Here is a 23878-nt window from a genome sequence, read left to right as displayed (position 1 = left end):
GGTCCCTGACAATGTCATGGTCGGCAGTTCCAGAACCGGACGCCGCAGTGCTCCGGTGCTCGACATCTCGGCGATCATCAACGATCCGACCGCACGAATTGTGGTGTGCTGCGGCGCTGGCGGCGTCGGCAAGACCACCACTGCGGCGTCGTTGGCGTTGCGGGCGGCCGAGCAGGGCCGACGCGTCGTCGTTCTCACGATCGATCCCGCGAGACGGCTGGCTCAGGCTCTGGGCGTCGCGGAACTCGACAACACACCGCAACCGGTGAAACTCGGTCCGGAAGCAACGGGCGAGTTGCACGCGATGATGCTCAACATGCGTCGCACGTTCGACGAGATGGTGCTCGAGCACTCCAGCCCCGAGAAGGCTCAGCAGATCCTCGCGAACCCCTTCTACCAAACCGTTGCCACATCGTTCTCCGGCACTCAGGAATACATGGCGATGGAGAAGCTGGGACAGCTCGCGTCGAACGACAAGTGGGACCTGGTGATCGTGGATACGCCGCCGTCCCGGAACGCACTCGATTTCCTGGACGCTCCGCAGCGGCTGGGAACGTTCCTCGACGGCCGGATGATCCGGTTGCTCTCAGCTCCGGGGCGGGGTTTGACCAAGCTTGTTGCCGGCGCCATGGGATTGGCACTCAAGGGTGTGTCGACGATCGTCGGAAGCGCAATGCTCGCTGACGCGTCGGCGTTTGTTCAGTCGCTCGATTCGATGTTCGGCGGCTTCCGTGAGCGCGCCACCAAGACCTACGAACTCCTGCGTCAGCCAGGCACCCATTTTCTGGTGATCGCTGCTGCGGAACCTGACGCGTTGCGCGAAGCGGCGTTTTTCGTGGACCGCCTGGCCGGAGATTCGATGCCGCTTGCCGGGTTGGTGTTGAACCGAACACATCCGACTCTGACCGCACTGCCGGCTGATCACGCGGCAACGGCCGCGGACAAACTCGCAGCCAAGGAGAATCCGACCGACGCCGAGGCACTGACGGAGGCGGTGCTTCGCATTCATGCTCACCGCGCAGCAATCGCCAAACGTGAGGTGGCGCTGCTGAGCCGGTTTACCGCAGCTCATCCGAGGGTGCCGCTGATCGGCGTTCCGTCACTGCCGTTCGAGGTGTCAGACCTCGAGGCACTGCGCGCTGTGGGCGACCAGCTCACTCGGAAGGGCTAGATCAGGAAAGGCTAGACCAGAAAAAGCTAGGTCAGACAGCAGTTGACTGCTGGTGGCGTCGATCCTCGAAGAATTCGGACCACGAGTCGACGTCGGGGTGCTGCTTGAGGAGAGCGCGTCGCTGGCGTTCGGTCATCCCGCCCCACACTCCGAATTCGACGCGGTTGTCGAGAGCGTCGGCGCCGCACTGCATCAGGACCGGGCAGTGTCGGCAGATTGTTGCTGCCTTACGTTGCGCGGCACCTCGAACGAAAAGCTGATCCGGATCTACTTCGCGGCAGCGTGCCTGTGTTACCCAGGCGATGCGAGCCTCTGCTTGTTCGACATCCAAACGGCTACTCGGGGTGGCTGTGTACATTCTCTGGTCCCCTCTACAAAGTATGTCCGTCGCCTCGAGGGCGAGCAGCACAACATCTCTGCTTCCGTCGCGGGATATCACGACGAAAGCTGAGACACATTCGTGATCGAGTGTTATGTCAATCACACCGTTCACACAATTTAGGTAAAGAAACGCCCAGACGCAAGACGGGCGTCCACCTTTTTTGGTACGGCAGTACAAACCGGGTGTTCAGGACGTTTTATTCGGCACGAATTCTTCGCATGCCACGTCCATGGGGTGCGCACACGTACTCTGTAGATCGTGTCGATTGCAAAAACAGTGGCGAAGCTCGCCGGAAGCTCTGCCTTGGCCGGTGTCCTCGTTGCCGGAGTGATGTTTCCGCTGGCAGGCGGACTCGGATTCGCATCCAATCGAGCCGCGGACACGGTCGACAACGTTTCAGCTGAATTGGTCGACGGCACGGTCCCCGCGGTATCGACGATGGTCGATTCGGCGGGCAATCCCATCGCCTGGCTGTACGAGCAACGCCGGTTCGAGGTCCCGAGCGACCAGATCTCGAACAACATGAAGTTGGCGATCGTCTCCATCGAGGACCGTCGATTCCCCGATCACAAGGGAGTGGACTGGCAGGGAACGCTGCGCGCCTTCCTGACCAACACCACCTCCGGTGAGGTCCAGCAAGGTGCCTCGACGCTCGATCAGCAGTACGTGAAGAACTACCAACTGTTGGTCGTCGCAAAAACCGATGCCGAGCGCCGCGCCGCGATCGAGACCACTCCGGCTCGCAAGATCCGCGAAATCCGGATGGCGCTCACCCTGGACAAGGAACTCACGAAGGACGAGATCCTCACCCGCTACCTGAACCTGGTGCCGTTCGGTAACGGTTCCTTCGGAATCCAGGATGCCGCTCAGACGTACTTCGGCATCGACGCCAAAGACTTGAGCGTTCCGCAGTCCGCGATGCTCGCCGGCATGGTTCAGTCGAGTTCGGCCTTGAACCCGTACACCAACGTCGAAGGTGTCACCGAGCGCCGCAACACCGTGCTCGACACCATGATCACCAACATTTCCGACCGGGCCAACGAGTTCCGGGCGGCCAAAGACGAACCGTTGGGTGTTCTACCCACCCCAAATACGCTCCCGCGCGGATGCATCGCGGCCGGTGACCGCGGATTCTTCTGCGACTACGCACTCAAATACCTCTCGGACGCCGGGATCAGTCGCGAGCAGATCAATGAGGGCGGCTACCTCATCAAAACCACGCTCGACCCGGCGGTGCAGGCATCCACCAAGGCTGGTCTCAACGCAAACGCCAAGGCGGACCTCGACGGCATCGCCAACGTCATGAGCGTGATTCGGCCCGGCCAGGACTCGCACAAGGTCGTGGCGATGGCCAGCAGCCGCACGTACGGTCTCGACGCCGACGCAAGCGAAACCGTCCTGGCTCAGCCGTATTCACTGTCAGGTGACGGTGCCGGCTCGGTGTTCAAGGTATTCACCACCGCCGCCGCCATGGAGAAGGGCCTCGGCATCGACGCGATGCTCGATGTTCCCCGCCGCTTCGACGCCAAGGGCTTCGGTAGTGGCGGCGCGGCGGGATGTCCGGTGTCCACGTACTGCGTCGAGAACGTCGGTAACTATCCGGCGACGATGTCGGTGACGGATGCTCTCGCGCAGTCGCCCAACACCGCGTTCGTGAAGCTCATCGCAGCAACCGGTGTGACGCCGACAGTCGATATGGCCGTGCGTCTCGGCCTGCGTTCGTACGCCGAGCCCAATACGTCGGGCTTCGACGATCGCAGCATGGCCGACTTCCAGAAGGAACAGAATCTCGGCTCGTTCACGCTCGGCCCGACCTGGATCAATCCGCTCGAACTGTCGAACGTCGCGGCAACATTGGCGTCGCACGGCAAGTGGTGCCCGCCCAGTCCGATCGATTCCGTCGTCGACCGCAACGGCAAGCCGGTGACGGTCACGGAACAGGGCTGCGAGCAGGTAGTCGAGCCCGGATTGGCCGATACCCTCGCCAATGCGCTCAGCCGCGACGACGTGGGTGCAGGTACATCTGCGGGTGCCGCAGGCAGCGCTGGATGGTCTCTGCCGATGTCCGGTAAGACCGGTACCACGGAGACCCACAAGTCTTCGGCGTTCCTCGGCTTCACGAACAATCTGGCCGCGGCCGTCTACATCTTCGGCGACTCCCCGACTCCGGGTGAGATCTGCTCGACTCCGCTTCGCCCGTGCTACAGCGGAAACCTATACGGCGGTACCGAACCGGCTCGGAGCTGGTTCGCCGCGATGATGCCGGTTGCCAACAATTTCGGTCCGACGGCGCTTCCGCCGATCGATCAGAAGTATGCACGTGGCTCGCAGAACGGACAGGTTCCCGAGGTTGTCGGATTGAGCCAGTCCGCTGCCACGTCCCGCCTGCAGGAGTCGGGATTCACCGTCAACGCGGTGACGTCCGCATCGGGAGCGCGTGCCGGAACTGTCACCGGCGCGTCTCCGTCGGGCTCGGCGATACCGGGTTCCACCATCACGATCTACATCAGTGACGGGTCGGTACGCGCACCGGCGGCACCGGCGGCACCGGACGGCTCACCTGCTCCGGCCTCACCGGCACCCGATTCGCCGGCACCCGGAGCGCCACAACCGCGCTAGCACCCGCACGAAAGAACGGCCGCACCCTCACACGAGGTTGCGGCCGTTCTCTTTTGTCGGTGGAGCTGACAAGCGCTGTCGGTGACGCCTACAGGCGAGACTTCACGGCAGCGGAGATACGCGCGCCATCAGCCTTACCCTTGGCCAAAGCACTGGCGGCCTTGATGACCTGACCCATCTGACGCATACCCGGACGCTCGCCGAGCTCCTCGGCTACCTGCGCCATCGCCGTGTCGACGACGTCGACAAGTTCTGCGTCGGTCAACGGCGTCGGCAGGTACTCGTCGATGATCTGCGCTTCGGCGCGCTCTTTCGCGGCAAGTTCACCACGGCCGTTCTCGGTGTAGATTTCGGCGGATTCCCCGCGCTTCTTCGATTCCTTGGCAAGAACCTTGATGATTTCTTCGTCGGTGAGGACTCGCGCTTCCTTACCGGCAACCTCTTCGGTCTGAACTGCTGCGATGAGCATCCGGAGGGTGCCGGTGCGAAGCGGATCCTTGGCCTTCATGGATGCGACCATGTCGGAACGGAGTTTGTCTTTGAGCGTTGCTGTCGTGTCGGACATGGGGGAAACGCTACGCGCACGCCCCGCCTCCCGTCCCCTTAGTTATATCCTTGACTGGTGTCTGACCAGTTCCGCACCAACCTGACCCGCACCGCACTTGGTGCCGCGGGCGTCGCTGCACTCGGAATCGGGTACGCATCCGGCATCGAACGCAATGCTTTTACGTTGCGCGAGGTGACGATGCCCGTACTCGAGCCGGGGTCGTCGTCGTTGCGGGTTCTCCACCTCAGCGATCTGCATATGATGCCTAACCAGCGATTGAAGCAGAACTGGTTGCGTGAGCTCGAAAGCCTCGACCCGGATCTCGTGGTGAACACCGGCGACAACCTGTCGCACCAGCGCAGTGTCCCCGCAGTTGTCCAGGCACTGGGCGACCTGCTCGCACGCCCCGGTCTATTCGTGTTCGGCAGCAACGACTACTTCGCTCCGAAGCCGAAGAACCCGTTGAGCTACCTCTTCGACAAGAAGAAGCGCATCACGGGCGATCCGCTGCCGTGGGGAGACCTGCGGGCTGCATTTACCGAACGTGGTTGGCTCGACGTGACGCATGTACGACGCGAACTCGAGGTGTCCGGCATCAAGATCGCCACGGCCGGCGTCGACGATCCGCATCTCAAGCGCGATCGTTACGACACCATCGCGGGCCCGCCCAATCCCCTGGCTCAGCTCAAGCTCGGTTTGACGCACTCCCCCGAACCCCGGGTGTTGGATCGGTTCGCCGAGGACGGCTACGACCTTGTTCTCGCCGGCCATACACACGGCGGGCAGCTGTGCCTGCCGTTCTACGGCGCGCTTGTCACCAACTGCGAGTTGGACCGCTCCCGCGTGAAGGGCCCGTCCAAGTGGGGTGCTCACACACAGCTTCACGTGTCTGCCGGCATCGGAACCTCGCCGTGGGCTCCGGTACGTTTCTGCTGCCGCCCCGAGGCAACCCTGTTGACGTTGGTGCCGTCTACCGGCCGCGAACCGGAGCACTCCACCGAGCGCGGTTCCGCTCACTCAGCTGCGCCGGTTTTACGCAACTGACCTGCGGATTTAATGCCTGCCGACTTCGTGCTGTAAGCTAACCGAGGTTCGACACGGGGTGTGGCGCAGCTTGGTAGCGCGCTTCGTTCGGGACGAAGAGGTCGTGGGTTCAAATCCCGCCACCCCGACAGTGAAGAACTTGAAGAAGGCACTTTTTCCTCGCGGAGAAGGTGCCTTCTTTTGTTGTACCGTGCTCTCCAGGAGGTGGTTACCCATGGGCAAGAACGAGGACTTCGCGCACAACGACATCGCCAGTCGCAGTCGACGTGAGAAGGCGGTGGGTCTGGCCAAGTTCGCATGGAATCGTGGGATCACCGCCGCCGAACTACTCGACATGCCCGACGATCGACTGCGCAAACTCGCGCGTGCCGCCGACGCGAATCCCCCGAGCACCCGGGAGACCTGGACCATCGCAGCCGGTCTCATCGACGAGAAGGATCAGTGGGCAGCGGCGCATCCTGATCGCGCTGAGGCGCAGCGCACGCACGCCGACGAGAAGATCATGTGGGTGAAGAAGCCTATCGAGCCGTGGCTTTAGTACTTCGTTCCTCGAGGCACGCCAGGACGCGGGCCGCGTTCTTCTCCAGGACAGCCGCGTAGATATCGATGTCACCGCTGTCCGGGGTTCCGCTGAGTACCGAGATCGCAAGCACGTCACCCACCGAGTAGATCCCGTGATTGAACGGGCTCCGCGGCGACACGTACGGAAATGACGTGGTCGAAACGATTCTTGAATCGCCGAGAGTCATGACGGCCGGTCCACGATTGACGCTGCTCGCTACAGTTCCCAGTTTCGGATCCGATGACAATTCAGGTTTGACCGCAATAGCCGGAAGTTCGTATTGCAGCGCACGTACGGCCCGGTATGCGTCAGGATATTCCGCTTTGCCGTGGTTGTTGTTTGTGGTGATCGCGGCAAGTCGTTCCGCAATATCTTGTTTATCCATCGCCAGATCGACGTGATAGCAACCCATGTGATTTTGTCCGCGCACCTCTGCCCCTACGGGGGCGCCGGACATCACCTGCATCGAGCGTGGACTCTTGTCACCAAAATGTTCTTCCAGCGACAACGAGATGATCGTCTGGGCGATAGCCGTCACTGTCACGCCTGGCCACATTTTCTTGGCTTCTCGAATCGCCACCAGATCGAGCATGATCGCGGCAGCCGACCGCTTGCCCGTAAAGGTCACGGCACCACCGCCGGAATCCGGTGCGTCGTATTTCCGGGTTTCCGGCAGAGCACGAAATGCGCGGACATACCGGCGCGGAGTTCCGAGGAGTCCTTTGACGGACGACCACCACGGGTTCGGCGCCGTGAGTTCCGGAATGAAGTCGGGTAAATGCTTCGACGAGAACAGGTCGTGAACAATCGCGTTGTACACATGCCCGTCACCTAATGCATGCGAGCCCTTGAGGATCACCACCGTTGCTTCACCCTGCACCCCTGGGGCATCACGAACACCTCGAACAACGTGCAGTCGCCACAGACATTCGTAGGGATCGACGATCCGTGCGGCAATGTCGGCGAAGTATTCGAAAACACCTTTCCACGAGGATATTTCGACATTGTCTTCGACATGCTTGGTGATATCGAAGGGTGCGGAGTCGATCCAATAGGGAAACCCGAACCCGCCGGGAACTGCGGTCACGGTCCACCGCAATTGTGGGATCCTCGACGCGCGTGCACCGAGGAACTCGAGTAGTTCCTTCTTGTCGAGCGGAGTCGAGTCACCCGAATCGAACAGGAAAATCGTCAGGACATCAGTGGAGCGGGTTTCCATATTTGCGGGAATCAATTCGAAATCCACTGAAGTCAGTTGTTTGGCAGGCACGACAAATCTCCGATCCAGCATAAACGAGACAAAGCGGGCATGAAAAGGGTAAACAACCACTACCCGCTTCGCGAAATGTTCGCCCGATCGTTTACACCCCGGCGACGACGCATAGGCCGCGTTTCCGCACCCAACCTGTGCAGCGTCGCTTCCAGAACTCCCCATCGTTCGCGACTTGATTCCGGCAGAGAACGAACGATCTTGGCAACTTCGCGCAAGGAATCTGCAAGTGCGATCTCTTCACCATCGAGCAACCCGCTGTAGTTCACATCCAAGAGATACGGCGTGTCGACGGTTGTCAGAATTGCAAGGTTGTCGAGAAATATCTCGAGATCGCGAGCGGCAGCAGAGTCGTTATCTGCTTCCGACGCCGCGACATAGTCGAAGTCATTCTTCCATAATTCAGTTCGCAGATTGTCTTGGCGCAGAGTTATCACTGTTCCGATCTTTCTCTGTCGACCGTTATGTTCGTCGAGAGCGAGCACCTCGTGAGCAAGCCTGAGCACGTTGTCATCGGTCATTGAAGCCCCGACAACAACCAGGTGACCAGTAGCCATGAGGGACTGAACAATTGATCCCAGCGGGCGCCGCTCCGCGTCGTATCTGACGAAATCTCGTCTGCTCAGCACGATACTGTCCGGGTCTCCGCTGTCGCCATGCATCTTGAGTATCCAGGGGCGGCTTGCGGTTGCTTCCTCCCTTGGGAGCACCGCTATCGAACCTCGGCCGTGAGCAGATTCGAAAGCTTTCTCGTAGAGCGAGTCGTAGTTGGTGGTGACCACTTTGGTCACGCCCAGTGAAGCAAGTAGGCAATGAGACAGCGTCGGCTTGGCGCCACCCCCGGTCAACTCGACAACGCTGGCGCCCAATCCTTGAGGATGCAATGCCTTGGACAGCAGTTGTGCGCGATCCAAAACTCCGAGACCGGAGAACAATTCGGCATCGATAGACGGAAGCGCTTCGCTTCGAATCCGGTCAAGGAGGCTGTCCCACGAAGGCAATCCGGCCGGAATACTGACTCCCGCACCCAACAACAACGAGACGTCACCGGCACGCAGTCGATCTGCTAGCTGCTGGACCTGCGGAGGTACTCCGGCGCTATACAGATGCCCACGCCGAACAGATTGGTAGGCAGCATAATCGGCGGCATTGGCAACGACAAATGCTATATCGAAGTCGTATTTGTCGGCGCACACTGCTGCGGCGTCGATCAGTGCCTTGATTACGTGGCCGCGTACTCCACCCTGGCCACCCAACCCCACTCCGAACGTCGGCAATGCAACGAGCGGTTTGACTCGGTTACCGCCCGGCTGAATTCCAGTTCTGGCGATCACGTCAAGGACTTCGTAGACGCCCTCCACCAACCAGTCCACCGAAATCCGCGACGCGACATTCAACAGCCAAGCTGGACGCCCCTCCTTCGGAAAGGACCGAACCCGACCAGCGCCGGCCGGTGCGAAGTCCAACTGTGCAGTGAGTCCAAGCACAGGCCACCAGTGCTCGCGTGGTAGGAAACTACCGCTCGTCGAGACGACAGCTGCGTCCCAGTCAACCGATTCGAGCCGTCCGCGAACAACAAACACATGCCCTGCACCTGCATCGTTCCCAGCCACACACGACTCCCAGCGATCTCCAGCACAGGTGTCCGCAAACCGCTGCGCGGCGCTTACACCCCAGCGACGGTTTCCTTTGCCCAACGGTAATCCGCTTTTCCGCTCGGTGAGCGAAGGATCGCCGGAACAAGAACGATCGAACGGGGAATCTTGTACCCCGCCACATGAATCCGGCAGTGCTCGGACAGGGCATCTGGTTCCACATCTTCGAACCCAGGCCTGATCTGGACGACCGCAGCCACCTTCTCCCCGAACCGCGCGTCGGGTGCACCCGCCACCAGGGCGTCGAAAACCGCTGGGTGAGTCTTGAGCGCCTGTTCCACCTCTTCGGGATACACCTTCTCTCCGCCCGAGTTGATGCACATGGAACCGCGTCCGAGCAGCACGATCGTGCCGTCCACTTCCATCGTTCCCATATCGCCCAGGACTGCCATCCGTACACCGTCGACAACGGGGAACGTCGCGGCTGATTTCTCCGGATCGTCGAAGTAGGCCAGTGGCACATGCCCCGCTCGTGCGATGTAGCCGACAGTATTCGATCCCGGTTCGATCCGACGGAATTCCTCGTCGACCAGAATCATGTTGGGGTTGGACCGAATTCGCTTCGTTCCGTCCTCGCCGAATTCGACGACGCCGTCGTTACCGGATTCGGAGGCACCGAACGCATCTTTGATCACCAACCCGGGAATTCGAGACTTCAACTCTTCCTTGAGGTTCGGCGAGAACAGCGCGCCGCCGGATCCGATCAGTTTCAACGAGGAGATGTCGTACTTACCGTCGGCATCGGCGATCGCATCGGCGATCGGACGGGCGATCGCGTCGCCGACAACAGTGATGCCGGTGATCTTCTCGGCCTCGACGAGCCTGAGCACGTCGAGGGGGTCGAAGCTCCGGGTCAGGACTCGCGGCGCTCCCATCAGAAAGGCAGTGAGCAGCGAGTAGATGGCAGCACCATGCATGAGCGGTGGAATAAGCAGCAGCACAGTGGGATTGGTATTCGCAATCGCCGCATCGACCACTTCTTCGAGACTACGACGCGGCGGTCCGCTGAGGTTGGCTCCGGACAGAGCAGCGAAGAAGAAGTCTTCGTGCCGCCAGACAACCCCCTTGGGCATCCCCGTAGTTCCGCCGGTGTAGATGATGAAATGGTCATCGTCTGAGCGAGTCTCGAAATCCCGGACGTCGGACGCTGCGGCCAGTGCAGTTTCGTACTCGTCGCCGACGATGAGAACGTGGTCGATCTCGGGGCACTGCGGTACAACGCCCAATGCAATCTCCGCGAATTCGTCCTCGACCAGTAATGCCACCATCTTCGAGTTGGTATAGACGTACGCAAGTTCGACGTCGGTGTAGCGGAAGTTGACGTTGATCGGAACAGCCCTGATCTTCATGCAGGCCAGTAGCGCTTCCACATATTCAACGCAGTTCCTCATGTGGATTCCGACGTGCTGCCCCGGTTTGACGCCGACGGACTGAAGGTGGTGCGCCAATCGGTTGGACCGTAGTTCGAGTTCCCGATAAGTGAGGCGCCTTTCCTCGAGAATCAGCGGTGTTCGATCGGGAATCGCATCGGCAACGGCCTCGAACAGATCGGCAACGTTCAGGGTCATCGGGTTCCTCACGTGTCTTCGCTCACAATTGGCAGGTCTTTCGCGAAGCTAACACTTTTACCGAGTCGCCGAATGCAAAATGCGGAGTAGGTTCCGTTAGTCGGGATCAGCAATGTTCGCCCCGAGACCAGCTAAAAGTGCCCAATACCACAAGCGTAGCCTTGCCTAATGCTCACTCGTACTTCATTCCGGACCCGCACATCGGTCCGGATCGCCATGGTTGCGCTGGCGACAGTATTTGCAGCAACAGCCTGTGGAACTTCCGACGCCGGAAGTAACGCCAACGGAAACACCGACGTCGCGACCGGCGGCAAGCTGTTCAGCACCGCCGACACGGAAACCGCGAAGCTCGGTAGTGACTCCGCTCCCGGCGAGTTCCCGCGCACCGTCACACATGCACTGGGCGAGGTCACACTCGAGACGAAGCCGACCCGCGTCGTCGTCCTGGACAGCGGAGAGTTGGACGAAGTCCTCTCACTCGGCATCACCCCGGTCGGTATCGCCAGCCCGGAAAGCGCAGCCGGCCAGCCGTCGTACCTCGCCGACAAGTTGGTGGGCGTCCCCGATGTCGGCACCACCAACAATCTCAACCTCGAAGCCATCACTGCCCTGAAGCCCGATCTGATCCTGGGCAGCAAACTGCGCCAGGACAAGCTGTACCCGCAGCTGTCCGCGATCGCGCCGACGGTCTTCAGCATCCGTCCCGGATTCCCGTGGAAGGAGAACTTCCTCCTTGCCGGTGACGCGCTGGGTGAAGAGACGAAGGCCGAGCAGATCCTCAACGACTACCAGACCCATGCCGACGAGGTCCGCGCGTCGATCGACGGTTCCCCGACCATCTCGCTGGTCCGCTTCATGTCCGGCAAGCTGCGTCTGTACGGAAACCTGTCCTTCATCGGCGTCATCCTGAAGGACGTCGGACTCCCCCGTCCGGCAATCCAGGACATCGACGAACTGGCCGTCGAGGTCAGCCCGGAAACGATCACCCAAGCCGAGGGCGATCAGATCTTCTACTCCAGTTACGGAAGTCCCGCTGACACCGGTCAAACCACCGTCACGGCCGGCCCCTTGTGGGCAACGATGGACGCCGTCAAGGACGGTCGCGCCAGCGAAGTCAGCGACGAAACCTGGTTCCTGGGTCTCGGACCGACAGGCGCCAACTTGGTTCTCGAAGACCTGAAGGCCAAGCTCGGAAAGTAGTTACGACAGAAGACGGCGAGGGGAATTGCTATTCCCCTCGCCGTTTTTTTGATTCGGCCGATGGCTACAGTGTTCTCGTGCCTCTTGTCGGTCCAGAAGATCGCTTGCCCGGATGCCCGAAGCGCATTCTCGTAGCGGGAACATCCGGTTCCGGAAAAACGACCTTGGCCTCCCGAATTGGAATGCTTCTCGGCATCGAACACGTCGAGATCGACGGTCTCTATCACGGCCCGAACTGGACACCGCGTGAGCAATTCCTGGTCGACGTCACAACATTCAGTTCGGCGCCGCGGTGGGTGACGGAATGGCAGTACCGGTCCGTTCGCGATCTACTCGCCGATGAAGCGGATCTTCTTGTGTGGCTGGACCTGTCGCGCGGCACCGTGATGCGCCAGGTTATCGTTCGGACGGTACAGAGGCGGCTGGGGCGAAAAGTCTTGTGGAACGGCAATATCGAGCCACCACTACACACGTTCTTCTCCGACCGAGATCACATCGTTCGCTGGGCCTGGAACACGCACCGTACGAGTGCACTCCGGATCGCGGCACTGCGAGATCGGCGACCGGACCTCACGATTGTCCGCCTACGGACCCATGCCGACATCGAACGGTGGATCGCGGGACCGCTGCAAACTAGGGCGTGAACCGCTCGACTCTCCGGAGTCGAGCGGCATTTTTTGTTCAGCGAGTGTCTTGCTCGAGGTGTTCGTTCATCGTCGAGTGCAGGTCGACGAGAAATTCCTCGAATCGACTCAGTAATTCGGGCGGATATTTCTCCATCATGGCGTCGAGTCGTACGGCGAGTGGTCCGAAGAACTCGTCAGCCAGGTCCTGCACATGCGCACTGCTGTGCAGCGTGACCACTCGACGGTCTGCATTCTCGCGGGTCCGGACGATATGTCCCGCCTTTTCCAGACGGTTGAGCAACGCGGTAGTGGCGCCCGATGTCAGTGAGATCCGCTCTCCAAGACGTGCGGGTGAGAGCGGCGCACCTTTCTCCTCAGCCGCGGTGATTTCCATCAGAGCAGTTGCGTCGGTGGAATGCAGACCAAGCCACGAGGCGAATCGATGGCTGAATTCGGTGAACGTCGCACCGTACGCGCGGAATTCATCCATCAGCCGCTCCCGCTCCACGGAGATGTCGCGCGGTGCTTCCACCTCGGTGATCCCACCTTTCCTGTGCCAGACGGCGGCCGGTCGAGCCCAGCGCGCACATTGACAACTTACCGTCCCAAATATACCTTCATCGTGAAGTTACTTCACAATGGAGGTTTATTCATGAACATCTCACCCACCACCCGCAAGTGGTTGGGCCTGATCGCCATTGCACTCGGCGTGGCACTGATCGTCGTCGACACCACCATCGTCAACGTCATAGTCCCCTCGATCATCGAAGATCTCGGAATCAATTCCGTTCAGGCTCAATGGATCCAAGAGTCCTTTGCAATCGTGTTCGCGGCACTCCTGCTTCTGGTCGGCAGAGTTGCCGACCTGGTCGGCGCCCGTCGCGTCTTCATCGCCGGTGTCGTCGTGTTCGGCGCAACGAGCCTGCTGGCCGGACTGGCACCGAACGGCGGCCTGCTCATCCTGGCGCGATTCCTGCAGGGCGCCGGCGCGGCCATGATCCTGCCCACTTCACTGTCGCTTCTGAACGCGATGTTCACCGGCAAAGCCCGCGGCCAGGCCTTCGCAGTGTGGGGTTCCACCATCGGTGCAGCTTCCGCCCTCGGCCCATTGCTCGGCGGCTGGCTTGCCGAACACGCTTCGTGGCGTTGGGCATTCGGGATCAACATTCCGCTTGCTGCGCTCATTCTCATCGGCGCAGTGCTGTTCATCGCGCCCTCACCCCGCACCACTGGGCGCATCGACGCCACCGGAGCGGCATTGTCCATCGCCGGCCTGGGCCTGCTGGCCTTCGGCCTCGTCGAGGGACGTACGTACGGGTGGCTGACCACGAAGCAGCCCTTCGAACTGTTCGGCCTGTCATGGTCCAGCGGACCGTCACCGGTTCTGATCGCGCTAGTTCTCGCCGCCATCTCGCTCGGCGCATTCGCCTACCGGCAAACCATGCTCACCCGTAGTGACGATCCGTCGCGGGCACTGATGGACGTGCGGTTGTTCTCCATCTCGTCGTTCCGCAACGGCAACATCGCGACGCTGATCATCGGACTCGGTGAGTTCGGAATCGTTGCGGTGCTTCCACTCTGGCTTCAGTTCACGCTTGGATACAGCGCACTCCAAGCCGGACTCGCCCTGGTCCCCATTGCCATCGGCAGCTTTGTCGCCAGTGGCGCCAGTTTCGGACTGGCATCGAAGGTCTCGCCGTTGGGCTTGGTCCGTATCGGCCTGGCTCTCGAAGCGCTCGGCCTCGCTGGTCTCGGATTCATCGCTGCGACAGACAGCCCCTGGTGGACCATTGCCGCAGTGCTGTTCTTCTACGGCATCGGCGTCGGTTTCGCGACGGCGCAGGTAACCAACGTCGTGCTCGAGGAAATTCCCGAACAGAGCGCCGGTCAAGGCTCCGGCATTCAGAGTGCGTTCCGCCAACTCGGATCCGCACTGGGTATCGCCATCCTCACCACGGTCTTCTTCAGCACTCTCAATTCCACTCTGAACAACGACCTCACCGAATCCGGTGTCGACCAAGCTCAGGCCGATCAGTTGACGCGGGCGGTCACCGACAGCGCCGGCGCGGCCATCGACTCGCTGGCCGGCTCGCCGAGCACTGCCTTCGTTGCCGACGCGGCCCAATCCGCAATGACACATGGCATCACACTCGGCGGATACCTTGCGGCCGGATTTGTTGTAGTTGGCCTGATCGCCACGGCGCTCATCCCGAACAAGACGTTCTCGTCACCCGAGCAGGAAACGAAGGCAGCAGCGGACGTCGGCTGACGCAGAAAAACTTGCACGGTGAGACTCAGGCAGACGGCATGAACCGGTCGATGAAGGTGTTGCTGAAGACTCGGTGCGGATCGTATTTGTCGAAGGTCGCGAGGGCGGCGTCCCAATTTCCGTCACCGCCCGCCCGGAAGGTGGCAGGGATTGTGCACGTGAGGAATTCGTCGTCCTGATAGGCGGCGTCGTTGGTGAATGCCCAACCCTTCGACCATTCGGGCCGGAAGGTGGCGTAATCACCGGAGTAGTTCGCGACCATCCACCGTTCCATATCCCGAAGGAACGCCGGCAAACCCGGAGTTCCGGGAATGGACACCACATTCATCCAGATGGCGGTGTCCCAGTCGTCGCGATCCGACCGCGGCCGCACCGCCGATAGATCCGGCACGCCGGCACTGTCCACCAGGACTTCGCCGTTGTCGTCGACGCCGCACAGGCGCACTTCGAAGGGCATGTTCACGGGATACTGCCCCATCGACGCGAGGTGCGTCATCCGCTCGTTCAACCACGTTGTCATCTCGTGGATGACACGGGCGATGTTGGAACGCTTCGTGATGACCGCACCGCCGCCCGCGACTACTCGCACCGTGGTGTGTCGCAGATAGAACAGCACGTCCTTGGACCAGCCCCACAGGTCGTCGGTGTCCGTGAGCACCAATCCGGCTGCAACAGCGCCGAACTGGGAAGCGCCGAACAGTGGCGTAGCCGCTTGCAATCCCTTGGCCACCATCCCGAGTGGGGTGGTGACTGCTTCGGGGAGTGCATCGGAGAAGAAGTAGTTGTACGGGCCGTGCACTTCCCTCGACTCGGGCGGTTTGACCGGCGTCGGTGTCCAGATTTTCAGCCACGGAGTGGACGTGAAGGGGAACCAGATAGCTTCGACGCGTCCGGACGCTTCGACAAAGCTCTCGTAGGTGCGACCCGGCGATCCTGGCGGTGCAAAGAGTTCCTGCCACGGGATATCGGTGAAACTCTGGCAGCGCAGCCGGTAGTTCTCGCCGGCTTGCAGGGTGACGGAGGTGACGAATGTGCGCCCGAGATGGGTCAGAAATGCCGGGCTCTCGACATCGGAGCGGGCGAATTCGCGAAGCGTGTAACTCCCCGAACTGCTGTCCCACACCACGACGGTCACGGCCGTGATCAGGTTGCTCAGTGATCCGAACGACTGTCCGGGGGTAATGGTTTCTCCCGCTGCAGGATAGGTTGCGCCGTGGGCTCCGATTGCGAGCGCGCCGGCAATGGACAGATCCCCGATGGCCGGAGAGTTGGCCCAACCCAAGCCATGGTCCTGCAGTGCCGTGAGGATCGACTCGATGCTGGCACCGGCACCGGCGGCTACGACGGATTGCTCTCCGTCGCTGTGCACCTCGACGGAATTCAGGTGAACCATTGTGTCCACCAACAGCACTCGATCCACTGGTGCACCCGGGACCACTGTCAGCGGGCTCCACCCGTGCATCGTGCCGCGAGCGCGGACGGTGTACCCGTTGCGGTGCGCCCAGTTGGCAAGGGTCACCACGTCATCGGAGCTGCGAGCCGTTGCCGTCCACACGTGATCGAGAACGATCTCCTTGGACCAGTTGGCGTAGGCCTGCTGGGAAAGCGGGATACCGGCCGGGAAGTCGGGCGGCGGAGCGAGGGTGGATTGTGGGCCCCATGGCACCGCTCCGGCCGGCGACCAGGTCAGGCCTGCGAGCGCAGCGGCGCCGACCCCGGCCGCCAGGAATCCCCGCCTGCTGACGGATCCGGCGTTGGATGGTCGATCCACTGCGCTTTGATCTGCTGAACCGCTGCGTTCCACGGACTACTCGTCTCTGCCGAATCGGACTTACGTTAGAGATGAACCTAGAACAAGTTCCATTACGATGCCAGTGGTTCCGTAATAAAAAGTTACGGAGTCGGTGAGAACACCGCATAGATGGCTTCGGACGCACCGTCGAACGCACCGACGATCAGCCAGACAGTGAGGAGCGTGAGCGCCGGGCCGATCAACACCTTTTCGAGGTTGCCACCCGCGCGGATCGACAGGAACGACGGAAGTCGCTGTTCCCACCACCGTTTGCCACCCAGCGGAATGAGCGGCGCAAGAAACGGCACGCCTTCCTTGGTGATGGCATCACCCAGACAATGCGTCGCACATCCGAGCGCAACTGCGACGCCCAATCCGGTGGACCCAGCCTCACTCGGATACTGCTGCCACGTCACCGCAGACAGGACCAGCGCCAACGCGGAGACGACCAGCCAGCCCTTGTCCTTCGCAAAGTCCCCCGCGAGACCGCGAATCGCCAACCCCAGACAGAAGAACAACGTGATGATGATTGCGGGCTTTCCGAACTGGACAACCAGCGCGGAAACCCCGGCGCCCAACCCGGCCGCAAACAACGCCGTGTGGGTGAGTGTCCGGTGACCACCACGCCGCTTACCGTCCTTCTTGCCTTTGGTGATCCGATAGAAGGCAACCGATATCGCATCAACACCCTGTGCCAGCGCCTTGCTCAGTGGTCCGAACGACCGGGAAACCGTCGACTGGCTCGTGTCGAGATCCGGAAGCAACGCAGCACCCGCACACACCCCGGCAAACGTCAGGGTTTCGGCAGTGGAGGTAGGCCCACCCCAGTCGAGGGGCAAGAGTTCGGCAACCACCAGACCCACAGCAGCACCGGACATCGCGTGGGTGGGGCCCATGACCATGAAACACAACACCTTTCGAAACGCGCCCTGAGTCGAGTCAAGAGGACTCGACCCAAGACACCACACACATGACGCCGACGGCGACGGCCTCGGCATGCTCGCCGAGACCGCCACGAACGTAGCAAGTGCTACCGACAGACATCACCGTCGTCGTTCTCAAGTTCAGTACGGTCGTACCGTTCCCGGTCAAAACGGTTCATGCGTAGCTCCTTTCACGTGTCACCCCGCTGAGTCCTTTCGCGTGTCACCCCGCCGCGACAGCGCAAGACAGAGCAACCCCTTCAACCAGCGGAGCGACGCCCGCCACGTCGAGTACTTCTGCCGGAACACCCTCGATCGTCGGGGCCCACTCGACGGTCGGCAGCGCCGGCATTCCCTCACGTGCAATGAAGGTCGCAGCTTCGCTCGGCACTTCAATCGTGAGCGCCGCTGTACCGGCCTCCTCCGCGCGCACCACCTTGCCCTCGTCGATGAGCTTCTGCAGCTCCTCGTCGGAAATCGGCGTCGCGGCACCGCACGCTGCTTCCGGTTCCACACCGGGCTCGGACGGAGCAGTCGCGATGGATCGCACGGCCACCGGCGATCCGTCGGCAATGGGGTTGGAAGCCCAGGCGATTCCCGGAGTCACGGCCAGCCCGAGTACCGCCATGGACGCCACCACCACACCGGTCCGCCTGGCCCGCTTGCCGTTCACTGTCAATCGCGTCATCGTTGCTCTCCTTGATCGAACGTTCTCGAATTCTCGGCGCGGTCGCATCCGAGAAACCCGAGGCTATGAAGCCAACCCTGCAGATCTGTTGTCGGTTTCTTAGGAGTTGATGAGAAAGCGGTGGCCCTCGCTCGGCGCGAGGCCGTCGACCGAAATCCGGTGGCACTATGGCTGGGGTGAGTACACGCGAGCGCATCCTGATCGTTGACGACGACGCAAAGGTACTGAATTCGCTCGAACGTGGACTGCGACTGTCCGGCTTCGACACGGCAACAGCGGTAGACGGCCGTTCTGCCTTGGCCTCGGTGAGCAAGCAGTGCCCGTCTGCCCTCGTTCTCGATGTCAACATGCCCGGTCTTGACGGTGTCGGGGTGGTGACAGCCTTGCGGGCGATCGGCAACGACGTTCCGATTTGTGTACTCAGCGCCCGAAGTTCGGTGGGGGATCGCATTGCCGGGTTGGAGGCGGGCGCCGACGACTACCTCACCAAGCCTTTCGAGTTGGCGGAGCTTGTTGCCAGACTGCGCGCCTTGCTACGACGAACGACGCGAAGCGCCCCGACTCTCGATCACCCGATCACGGTGGGACCTCTGACTGTGGATCTCCGCGGTCATCGCGCCCATATCGGCGGCCGGCGAATCGAACTCACCAAACGAGAATTCGACCTGTTGTCCGTCCTCGCCGAGCATGCCGGCGTGGTGCTGAACCGCGCACAACTCCTGCGACTCGTCTGGGGCTACGATTTTGCCGCCGACACCAATGTCGTCGATGTGTTTGTCACCTACCTACGCAAGAAACTCGAGATCGACGGTGCACCTCGGGTAATCCACACAGTCCGCGGGGTCGGCTTCGTCTTGAGGGCCGAACGGTGAAGCGGCCGCTGTCACTGCAGACCCGAGTAGCCATCGCGTCGGGTCTGGCCGCCGGCATCGTCATTGCCGCGATCGGAATTGCGTTTGCGGTCTTCCTGCGCGTGGGCGGCTCCGAACAACTGGAACGCACTCTCGATTCGGTCACTCTCGGCATTGCGTCGAGTTCTCCGGCTGCAATTCTGTTCGAGTCACCCACCGCAACAACACAACCGCTCGTAGTCGACCCCGGCTTCAATGCCACGGGCATCAGCGCGTTGGCTACTACCGACGTCCGCAGTCGAGATGTGCTCCTCCCGGGCGACAGCGGAGCTGCACTCGCCGTCACCATCCCCGAAGATCCACTCGCGCAGGCAATCCGCGAGCAGCAGTTCCAGGTGGCGGCTGCGGCAGTGGTCGCGATTCTCGCCGCGGCCGGGCTCGGTTGGTTCCTCACCGGCCGAGCTGTCCGCCCCCTGCAGCAATTAACCGAGACCACCAGTTCGATCGGCAGCAACCTCGACGTCGAAGGACTCTCCCTCCGGGCACCGTCAGTCCGTGGGACGCGCGAAGCCGAGGAACTGTCCGAAGCAATCCACAGCATGCTCAGCCGGATCGAAAGCGATCGAAGCCGCACCGAGGAAGCGCTGGAGTCGGCACGCGATTTCGCTCGCGTCTCCGCTCACGAGCTGCGTACCCCGCTGACGTCGATGCGCACCGATCTGGAAGTTCTCGCGACGCTGGACCTCACGGAAAGTCAACGCCGCGAACTGGCCGGCGAGTTGTTGGAGGCGCAGCGCCAGATCGAGCGCACCCTCACCGATCTGGAAACACTCGCCCTGGGTGACGTGGCCGATCCGAAGGACTGCGCCGACGTCGATCTCGTGGAGGTAGCCGATCGCGCCGTCGCAGATGTCGCTCGACTGCACCCCCAGGTCGCCGTCCGTTTGAAAGCGCCGGACGAGCTTTCGGTCCAGGCATTTCCCGCAGGCATTCGTCTGGTGCTGACCAACGCCGTCACCAACTCCGTCCGGCACGGCCACGCCGACGCGGTCGAAATCACCGTCCGGGCCGGGGTGAGCACGGGATCCGCCACGATCGTCGTCGACGACAACGGTGCCGTGATAGCCCCGACCGAGAGAGAAGCGATGTTCGAGCGCTTTGTTCGCGGAACCGGTGCAGGCGAGTCCGGAAGCGGCCTCGGACTTGCCCTTGTCGCTCAACAGGCTCAATTGCACGGTGGCAGCGCACGACTCGACGCAAGCCCTCTCGGCGGAACCCGATTGACCTTCTCGATCAACCCAATTCGACGTGCAGGGCCTCCAACAGCGGTTTTGCAGCCTCGTCGAAAAAGCGGTCTTGCGTATCGCCACCGATCTGCACCAGCGCCACATCGGTGAAGCCCGCATCCTTGTAGGCTTTGACCGCTTCGACGATCGCGTCGAGATCTGGACCACACGGGATGTTTTCTGCCACATCTTCTTTGCGGACGAACTGCGACGCGGCAGCAAACCCGGCCGGGGTCGGCAGCTCGGAGTTGACGGGCCAGCCGAGGCCGAACCATCGGAATTGCTGATGCGCCCTGGCGATGGCGACGTCTCGATCGTCATCCCAGGAAATCGGAATCTGACCGATTGCCGTGCGCGCCGGAGGAAGTCCGAACGCGCGACCATGAACATGCTTCCACTGATGAACGAGCCGCGAATCAGGTTCCACACCGATCAGATCGTCCGCCATCGGCCCGAATCGCTCGACGGACTTGTCACCGGACATCGCAATCGCGAGTGGGACAGGAATTTCGGGCAAATCCCAGATACGTGCCGACTGAACGTCGAAGTACTCACCCTTCCAGGTCACCAGATCTCCGGAATGCAGCGCCCGAATGATGGCAACCGCTTCCTCCAGCATGTCCATCCTGGCATCGATCGACGGCCATCCGTCACCGACCACATGCTCGTTGAGACACTCGCCGGTCCCTAATCCGAGCGTGAACCGCCCGTCCGCGAGTATCTGCACCGTCGCGGCCTTCTGAGCGATCACCACCGGGTGATAGCGAATACTCGGACACGTCACATACGTCATCAGATCAACCGATCCGGTGGCGTGCGCAATCGCTCCGAGAACGGACCAGGCGTACGGGGCGTGCCCCTGTTCGGTCAGCCACGGCGAGTAGTGATCACTCATCACCTCGAAGTCGAACCCGGCCTGCTCGGCCCGAACCGCATGTCGGACCAGATCCTTTGGCCCAGCCTGCTCCGTCATCAACGTGTAGCCGATACGCATCATGGCCGATCATCTCCTCAACCCGAGTGCCGAAAGGGCTGCGCAGTGCCGAATTGGCCGCACTGACAGTCCTACGACTCGACTGCCCGCCGAAGCCTCAGTCGAAACAGTGTCGGCTGGCGCGGATCATGGAATGTACGTGAAAAGTGAAGGAGAATCGTCGTGGATTTTGTCGTCGAATTCATTCTTGCAACGCTGTTCTACTGGTGGGGGCTGCTCTGAAACGAGAAAAAGCGGGCCGCTGCAAGGAGTTGGATTCCCTTGCAGCGGCCCGCATTCTTACGTACGAGGTTGCCCGTTACTGACCGGCGCGCACGCCTTCTTCGACGCGCTTGCCCAGATCGGCGTCCACGTTCTTCCAGTACTCGAAGACGCGCAGCAGAACTGCTTCGCTTACTCCGGCACTTGCGTGACCGACGATGTTGCTCACGAGGCGCTCACGTGCTGCGTCGTCGAGGACCTCACGGACCAAGGTTCCGGCCTGAGTGAAGTCGCCGTCCTCAGCGTGCTCGATGTATCCGGCGCGAACTGCTTCACCGTCGAACGACCACAGGCCTTCGTCACCGGCAACCGACGGATCGGCGTGCGGTCCGCCGTACGAGTTCGGCGCGTACACCGGCGTCGACGGCGAGTTGAAGCTGTAACGCATGGCGCCCTCCTTGGAGTAGGAGTTCACCTCGTTCTTCGGTGCGTTGACCGGCAGATCGGCGTAGTTGGTGCCGATGCGGTAACGATGGGCGTCGGCGTAGGAGAACACACGGCCGAGGAGCATCTTGTCCGGGCTGAAACCGATGCCCGGCACCACGTTCGACGGCTCGAACGACGCCTGCTCGATCTGCGCGAAGAAGTTCTCCGGGTTGCGATTGAGAGTCCACTTGCCGACCTCGATGAGGGGGTAGTCCTTCTGAGACCACACCTTTGTGAGGTCGAACGGGTTGAAGCGGTAGCCCTCGGCCTCGTCGACCGGCATGATCTGAACGTTCATGGTCCAGCTCGGGAAGTTGCCGGCTTCGATTGCGTTGTACAGATCCGCGCGGTGGTAATCGGGATCGCTGCCGGCGAGACTGTCTGCCTCGGCCTGCGTCAGGAACTCGATGCCCTGATCGGTCTTGAAGTGGTACTTCACCCAAAACCGCTCACCGGCGGCGTTGACCCACTGGTACGTGTGCGAGCCGAAGCCGTCCATGTTGCGCCACGTCTTCGGAATGCCGCGGTCGCCCATCAGCCACGTCACCTGGTGCGCGGATTCGGGACGCAAAGTCCAGAAATCCCACTGCATGTCGTGATCGCGCAGACCCGAACCCGGCAGACGCTTCTGCGAACGGATGAAGTCGGGGAACTTGATGGCGTCCTTGATGAAGAACACGGGAGTGTTGTTGCCGACGAGGTCGTAGTTGCCCTCTTCGGTGTAGAACTTCATGGCAAAACCGCGCGGGTCGCGCCATGTGTCCGGAGAACCTTGCTCACCGGCGACGGTCGAGAAACGCACCAGCGACTCGGTCTTCTTCCCGGGCTGCAGGAACTTGGCCTTGGTGTACTTGCTGACGTCGTTCGTGATGACCAGTTCACCAAAAGCGCCGCCGCCCTTGGCATGAACGACGCGCTCCGGGACGCGCTCACGGTTGAACTGGGCCAGCTTCTCGATCAGGTAGTGGTCGTGAAGCAGGACCGGTCCCTGAGTACCTGCAGTCAACGACTCGTCGTCGCTGGCTACGGGAATACCGAAGTTGTTCGTGGTGGGCTTGGTCATGGCGAAGCCTCCTAAAAGTCAAATGGGCTGTGCGGCAATATGGGCCGTACTGCTAGCGGGCTGCATCGTGATTCTGTGAAACCGCGTCGGAAACAATGCCCGACTCGGCAGAACTCTTCAGGCAATCGTTGCAACGGCCCCAGAACACGACCTCGGCTTCATCGATCTCGAAGCCGTGACGGTCGGACGGTTCAAGGCAGGGAGCTTGGCCGACAACACAATCGACGTCGACGACATTGCCGCAGCTACGACAGACGAGGTGGTGATGGTTGTCCCCGGTTCTCGTCTCGAATCGTGCGGGTGAACCCGCAGGCTCGATGCGTCGTAGCAACCCTGCGCTTACGCATGCCTTCAGCACGTCGTAAACGGCCTGGGTGGATACGGATCCCAACTGTTGCCGCACCTGCGCTGCAACAGAATCTGCGTCCGAATGCGGTTGGGCTGTAACCGCATTCAGAACTGCAAGACGAGGCGCAGTGACTCGCAACCCGGCCGCACGCAGTTGCGCCCGGAGGTCGAGATCCTGCCCGTCATCTTGCATGGTTCCAGTATGCGCCTTTTCTGGAATTAGTCAAGAAAAGGGTTCCCTAACCAAATAAGTGACGCGGCTCATAGCCTTGGCCAGGGAACAAAACAGCTCGGGCGTCCGTTGATCACTCCGTCGGCGCCCGAACAAGCCCC

Annotated in this window: 21 protein-coding genes and 1 tRNA gene; 10 read left to right on the top strand and 12 right to left on the bottom strand. The window is 61.3% G+C overall.

Annotated elements, in window-relative coordinates:
- The first annotated feature begins 16 nt into the window (after window positions 1-16).
- Window positions 17-1171: an ATPase BagB gene (gene bagB, locus KYT97_RS21950; RefSeq protein WP_095888109.1), complete on the top strand. Its 1155-nt coding sequence runs from the start codon at window positions 17-19 to the stop codon at window positions 1169-1171.
- Window positions 1172-1202: 31 nt separating this feature from the next.
- On the opposite strand, the gene KYT97_RS21945 is transcribed toward bagB, so the two are convergent.
- Window positions 1203-1529: a WhiB family transcriptional regulator gene (locus tag KYT97_RS21945; RefSeq protein WP_033235923.1), complete on the bottom strand. Its 327-nt coding sequence runs from the start codon at window positions 1527-1529 to the stop codon at window positions 1203-1205.
- Window positions 1530-1829: 300 nt separating this feature from the next.
- Here KYT97_RS21945 and KYT97_RS21940 point away from each other — a divergent pair, with 300 nt between their 5' ends.
- Window positions 1830-4172, top strand: coding sequence for a penicillin-binding protein (locus KYT97_RS21940; RefSeq protein WP_141485617.1), 2343 nt, complete (start codon window positions 1830-1832; stop codon window positions 4170-4172).
- Between the two features lie 88 nt (window positions 4173-4260).
- Here the strand turns inward: KYT97_RS21940 and KYT97_RS21935 are convergent, their stop codons facing one another.
- Window positions 4261-4737, bottom strand: coding sequence for a GatB/YqeY domain-containing protein (locus tag KYT97_RS21935; RefSeq protein WP_033235921.1), 477 nt, complete (start codon window positions 4735-4737; stop codon window positions 4261-4263).
- A 57-nt stretch (window positions 4738-4794) separates the two neighbouring features.
- Here KYT97_RS21935 and KYT97_RS21930 point away from each other — a divergent pair, with 57 nt between their 5' ends.
- From KYT97_RS21930 to KYT97_RS21920, 3 genes are all read left to right on the top strand, one after another.
- Complete coding sequence (locus KYT97_RS21930; RefSeq protein ID WP_033235920.1) at window positions 4795-5763, top strand: metallophosphoesterase; 969 nt, start codon at window positions 4795-4797, stop codon at window positions 5761-5763.
- Between the two features lie 54 nt (window positions 5764-5817).
- Window positions 5818-5891, top strand: a tRNA-Pro gene (locus KYT97_RS21925).
- Window positions 5892-5977: 86 nt separating this feature from the next.
- Window positions 5978-6301, top strand: coding sequence for a hypothetical protein (locus KYT97_RS21920; protein WP_045066546.1), 324 nt, complete (start codon window positions 5978-5980; stop codon window positions 6299-6301).
- Here the strand turns inward: KYT97_RS21920 and KYT97_RS21915 are convergent.
- The 3 genes from KYT97_RS21915 to KYT97_RS21905 are packed head-to-tail and all read right to left on the bottom strand — an operon-like array spanning window position 6282 to window position 10818.
- The gene (locus tag KYT97_RS21915) at window positions 6282-7595 is read right to left on the bottom strand and encodes a wax ester/triacylglycerol synthase family O-acyltransferase (RefSeq protein WP_219110674.1); all 1314 of its coding nucleotides are present in this window, start codon (window positions 7593-7595) and stop codon (window positions 6282-6284) included. The two genes, KYT97_RS21920 and KYT97_RS21915, sit on opposite strands and share 20 nt — an antisense overlap.
- 59 nt (window positions 7596-7654) lie before the next feature.
- Complete coding sequence (locus tag KYT97_RS21910) at window positions 7655-9208, bottom strand: SIR2 family protein (RefSeq protein ID WP_219110673.1); 1554 nt, start codon at window positions 9206-9208, stop codon at window positions 7655-7657.
- A gap of 53 nt (window positions 9209-9261) precedes the next feature.
- Window positions 9262-10818, bottom strand: a complete 1557-nt coding sequence (locus tag KYT97_RS21905; RefSeq protein ID WP_219110672.1) for an acyl-CoA synthetase — start codon at window positions 10816-10818, stop codon at window positions 9262-9264.
- 168 nt (window positions 10819-10986) lie between these two features.
- Here KYT97_RS21905 and KYT97_RS21900 point away from each other — a divergent pair, with 168 nt between their 5' ends.
- Complete coding sequence (locus KYT97_RS21900) at window positions 10987-12018, top strand: ABC transporter substrate-binding protein (RefSeq protein WP_172937715.1); 1032 nt, start codon at window positions 10987-10989, stop codon at window positions 12016-12018.
- 77 nt (window positions 12019-12095) lie between these two features.
- Window positions 12096-12662 carry a P-loop NTPase family protein gene (locus KYT97_RS21895; protein WP_245005899.1) on the top strand — a complete coding sequence of 189 codons (567 nt, stop codon included), beginning with the start codon at window positions 12096-12098 and terminating at the stop codon, window positions 12660-12662.
- A gap of 37 nt (window positions 12663-12699) precedes the next feature.
- On the opposite strand, the gene KYT97_RS21890 is transcribed toward KYT97_RS21895, so the two are convergent.
- Window positions 12700-13134, bottom strand: coding sequence for a MarR family winged helix-turn-helix transcriptional regulator (locus tag KYT97_RS21890; protein ID WP_202026646.1), 435 nt, complete (start codon window positions 13132-13134; stop codon window positions 12700-12702).
- Window positions 13135-13296: 162 nt separating this feature from the next.
- On the opposite strand from KYT97_RS21890, the gene KYT97_RS21885 reads away from it, so the two are divergent.
- On the top strand, window positions 13297-14913 hold the full coding sequence (locus KYT97_RS21885; protein WP_219110671.1) for a DHA2 family efflux MFS transporter permease subunit: 1617 nt from the start codon (window positions 13297-13299) through the stop codon (window positions 14911-14913).
- Between the two features lie 25 nt (window positions 14914-14938).
- Here the strand turns inward: KYT97_RS21885 and KYT97_RS21880 are convergent, their stop codons facing one another.
- The 3 genes from KYT97_RS21880 to KYT97_RS21870 all read right to left on the bottom strand — a co-directional run bounded on the left by KYT97_RS21880 (window position 14939) and on the right by KYT97_RS21870 (window position 18316).
- Entirely contained in the window at window positions 14939-16684 is a 1746-nt protein-coding gene (locus KYT97_RS21880) for a cholesterol oxidase substrate-binding domain-containing protein (protein WP_245005898.1), read from the bottom strand.
- Window positions 16685-16806: 122 nt separating this feature from the next.
- A complete protein-coding gene (locus tag KYT97_RS21875) occupies window positions 16807-17607 on the bottom strand; it encodes a metal-dependent hydrolase (protein WP_033235971.1) in 801 nt (266 codons plus the stop codon).
- A gap of 244 nt (window positions 17608-17851) precedes the next feature.
- Window positions 17852-18316, bottom strand: coding sequence for a light harvesting protein subunit alpha (locus tag KYT97_RS21870; protein ID WP_219110669.1), 465 nt, complete (start codon window positions 18314-18316; stop codon window positions 17852-17854).
- A 167-nt stretch (window positions 18317-18483) separates the two neighbouring features.
- Here KYT97_RS21870 and KYT97_RS21865 point away from each other — a divergent pair, with 167 nt between their 5' ends.
- The gene (locus KYT97_RS21865) at window positions 18484-19188 is read left to right on the top strand and encodes a response regulator transcription factor (RefSeq protein WP_033235912.1); all 705 of its coding nucleotides are present in this window, start codon (window positions 18484-18486) and stop codon (window positions 19186-19188) included.
- Window positions 19185-20564, top strand: coding sequence for a sensor histidine kinase (locus KYT97_RS21860; RefSeq protein ID WP_045066538.1), 1380 nt, complete (start codon window positions 19185-19187; stop codon window positions 20562-20564). The genes KYT97_RS21865 and KYT97_RS21860 overlap by 4 nt, the downstream gene beginning before the upstream one ends.
- On the opposite strand, the gene KYT97_RS21855 is transcribed toward KYT97_RS21860, so the two are convergent.
- The 3 genes from KYT97_RS21855 to KYT97_RS21845 all read right to left on the bottom strand — a co-directional run bounded on the left by KYT97_RS21855 (window position 20461) and on the right by KYT97_RS21845 (window position 23738).
- Window positions 20461-21450, bottom strand: a complete 990-nt coding sequence (locus KYT97_RS21855; RefSeq protein WP_033235910.1) for an LLM class F420-dependent oxidoreductase — start codon at window positions 21448-21450, stop codon at window positions 20461-20463. The two genes, KYT97_RS21860 and KYT97_RS21855, sit on opposite strands and share 104 nt — an antisense overlap.
- Window positions 21451-21745: 295 nt before the next feature.
- Window positions 21746-23197 carry a catalase gene (locus KYT97_RS21850; RefSeq protein ID WP_033235909.1) on the bottom strand — a complete coding sequence of 484 codons (1452 nt, stop codon included), beginning with the start codon at window positions 23195-23197 and terminating at the stop codon, window positions 21746-21748.
- Window positions 23198-23249: 52 nt separating this feature from the next.
- Window positions 23250-23738 (bottom strand): Fur family transcriptional regulator, encoded by a 489-nt coding sequence (locus KYT97_RS21845; RefSeq protein ID WP_219110668.1) that lies wholly within the window; start codon window positions 23736-23738, stop codon window positions 23250-23252.
- Between the last annotated feature and the right edge of the window lie 140 nt (window positions 23739-23878).

The organism is Rhodococcus globerulus (genome assembly GCF_019334125.1).
Classification (GTDB): Bacteria; Actinomycetota; Actinomycetes; order Mycobacteriales; family Mycobacteriaceae; genus Rhodococcus_F; species Rhodococcus_F globerula.
The sequence above is the reverse complement of the archived record's forward strand: the minus strand, read 5'-3'. Positions and strand labels throughout refer to the sequence as shown.

What these genes read in the sequence shown, in the direction of transcription:
- bagB (WP_095888109.1), top strand. Translation starts at nt 17, where the DNA reads ATGGTCGGCAGTTCCAGAACCGGACGCCGCAGTGCTCCGGTGCTCGAC.
- KYT97_RS21900 (WP_172937715.1), top strand. Translation starts at nt 10,987, where the DNA reads ATGCTCACTCGTACTTCATTCCGGACCCGCACATCGGTCCGGATCGCC.
- KYT97_RS21935 (WP_033235921.1), bottom strand. Translation starts at nt 4,737, where the DNA reads ATGTCCGACACGACAGCAACGCTCAAAGACAAACTCCGTTCCGACATG.
- KYT97_RS21870 (WP_219110669.1), bottom strand. Translation starts at nt 18,316, where the DNA reads ATGACGCGATTGACAGTGAACGGCAAGCGGGCCAGGCGGACCGGTGTG.
- KYT97_RS21905 (WP_219110672.1), bottom strand. Translation starts at nt 10,818, where the DNA reads ATGACCCTGAACGTTGCCGATCTGTTCGAGGCCGTTGCCGATGCGATT.
- KYT97_RS21845 (WP_219110668.1), bottom strand. Translation starts at nt 23,738, where the DNA reads ATGCAAGATGACGGGCAGGATCTCGACCTCCGGGCGCAACTGCGTGCG.
- KYT97_RS21875 (WP_033235971.1), bottom strand. Translation starts at nt 17,607, where the DNA reads ATGGTCATGGGCCCCACCCACGCGATGTCCGGTGCTGCTGTGGGTCTG.
- KYT97_RS21945 (WP_033235923.1), bottom strand. Translation starts at nt 1,529, where the DNA reads ATGTACACAGCCACCCCGAGTAGCCGTTTGGATGTCGAACAAGCAGAG.
- KYT97_RS21855 (WP_033235910.1), bottom strand. Translation starts at nt 21,450, where the DNA reads ATGATGCGTATCGGCTACACGTTGATGACGGAGCAGGCTGGGCCAAAG.
- KYT97_RS21865 (WP_033235912.1), top strand. Translation starts at nt 18,484, where the DNA reads ATGGCTGGGGTGAGTACACGCGAGCGCATCCTGATCGTTGACGACGAC.
- KYT97_RS21920 (WP_045066546.1), top strand. Translation starts at nt 5,978, where the DNA reads ATGGGCAAGAACGAGGACTTCGCGCACAACGACATCGCCAGTCGCAGT.
- KYT97_RS21890 (WP_202026646.1), bottom strand. Translation starts at nt 13,134, where the DNA reads ATGGATGAATTCCGCGCGTACGGTGCGACGTTCACCGAATTCAGCCAT.
- KYT97_RS21885 (WP_219110671.1), top strand. Translation starts at nt 13,297, where the DNA reads ATGAACATCTCACCCACCACCCGCAAGTGGTTGGGCCTGATCGCCATT.
- KYT97_RS21850 (WP_033235909.1), bottom strand. Translation starts at nt 23,197, where the DNA reads ATGACCAAGCCCACCACGAACAACTTCGGTATTCCCGTAGCCAGCGAC.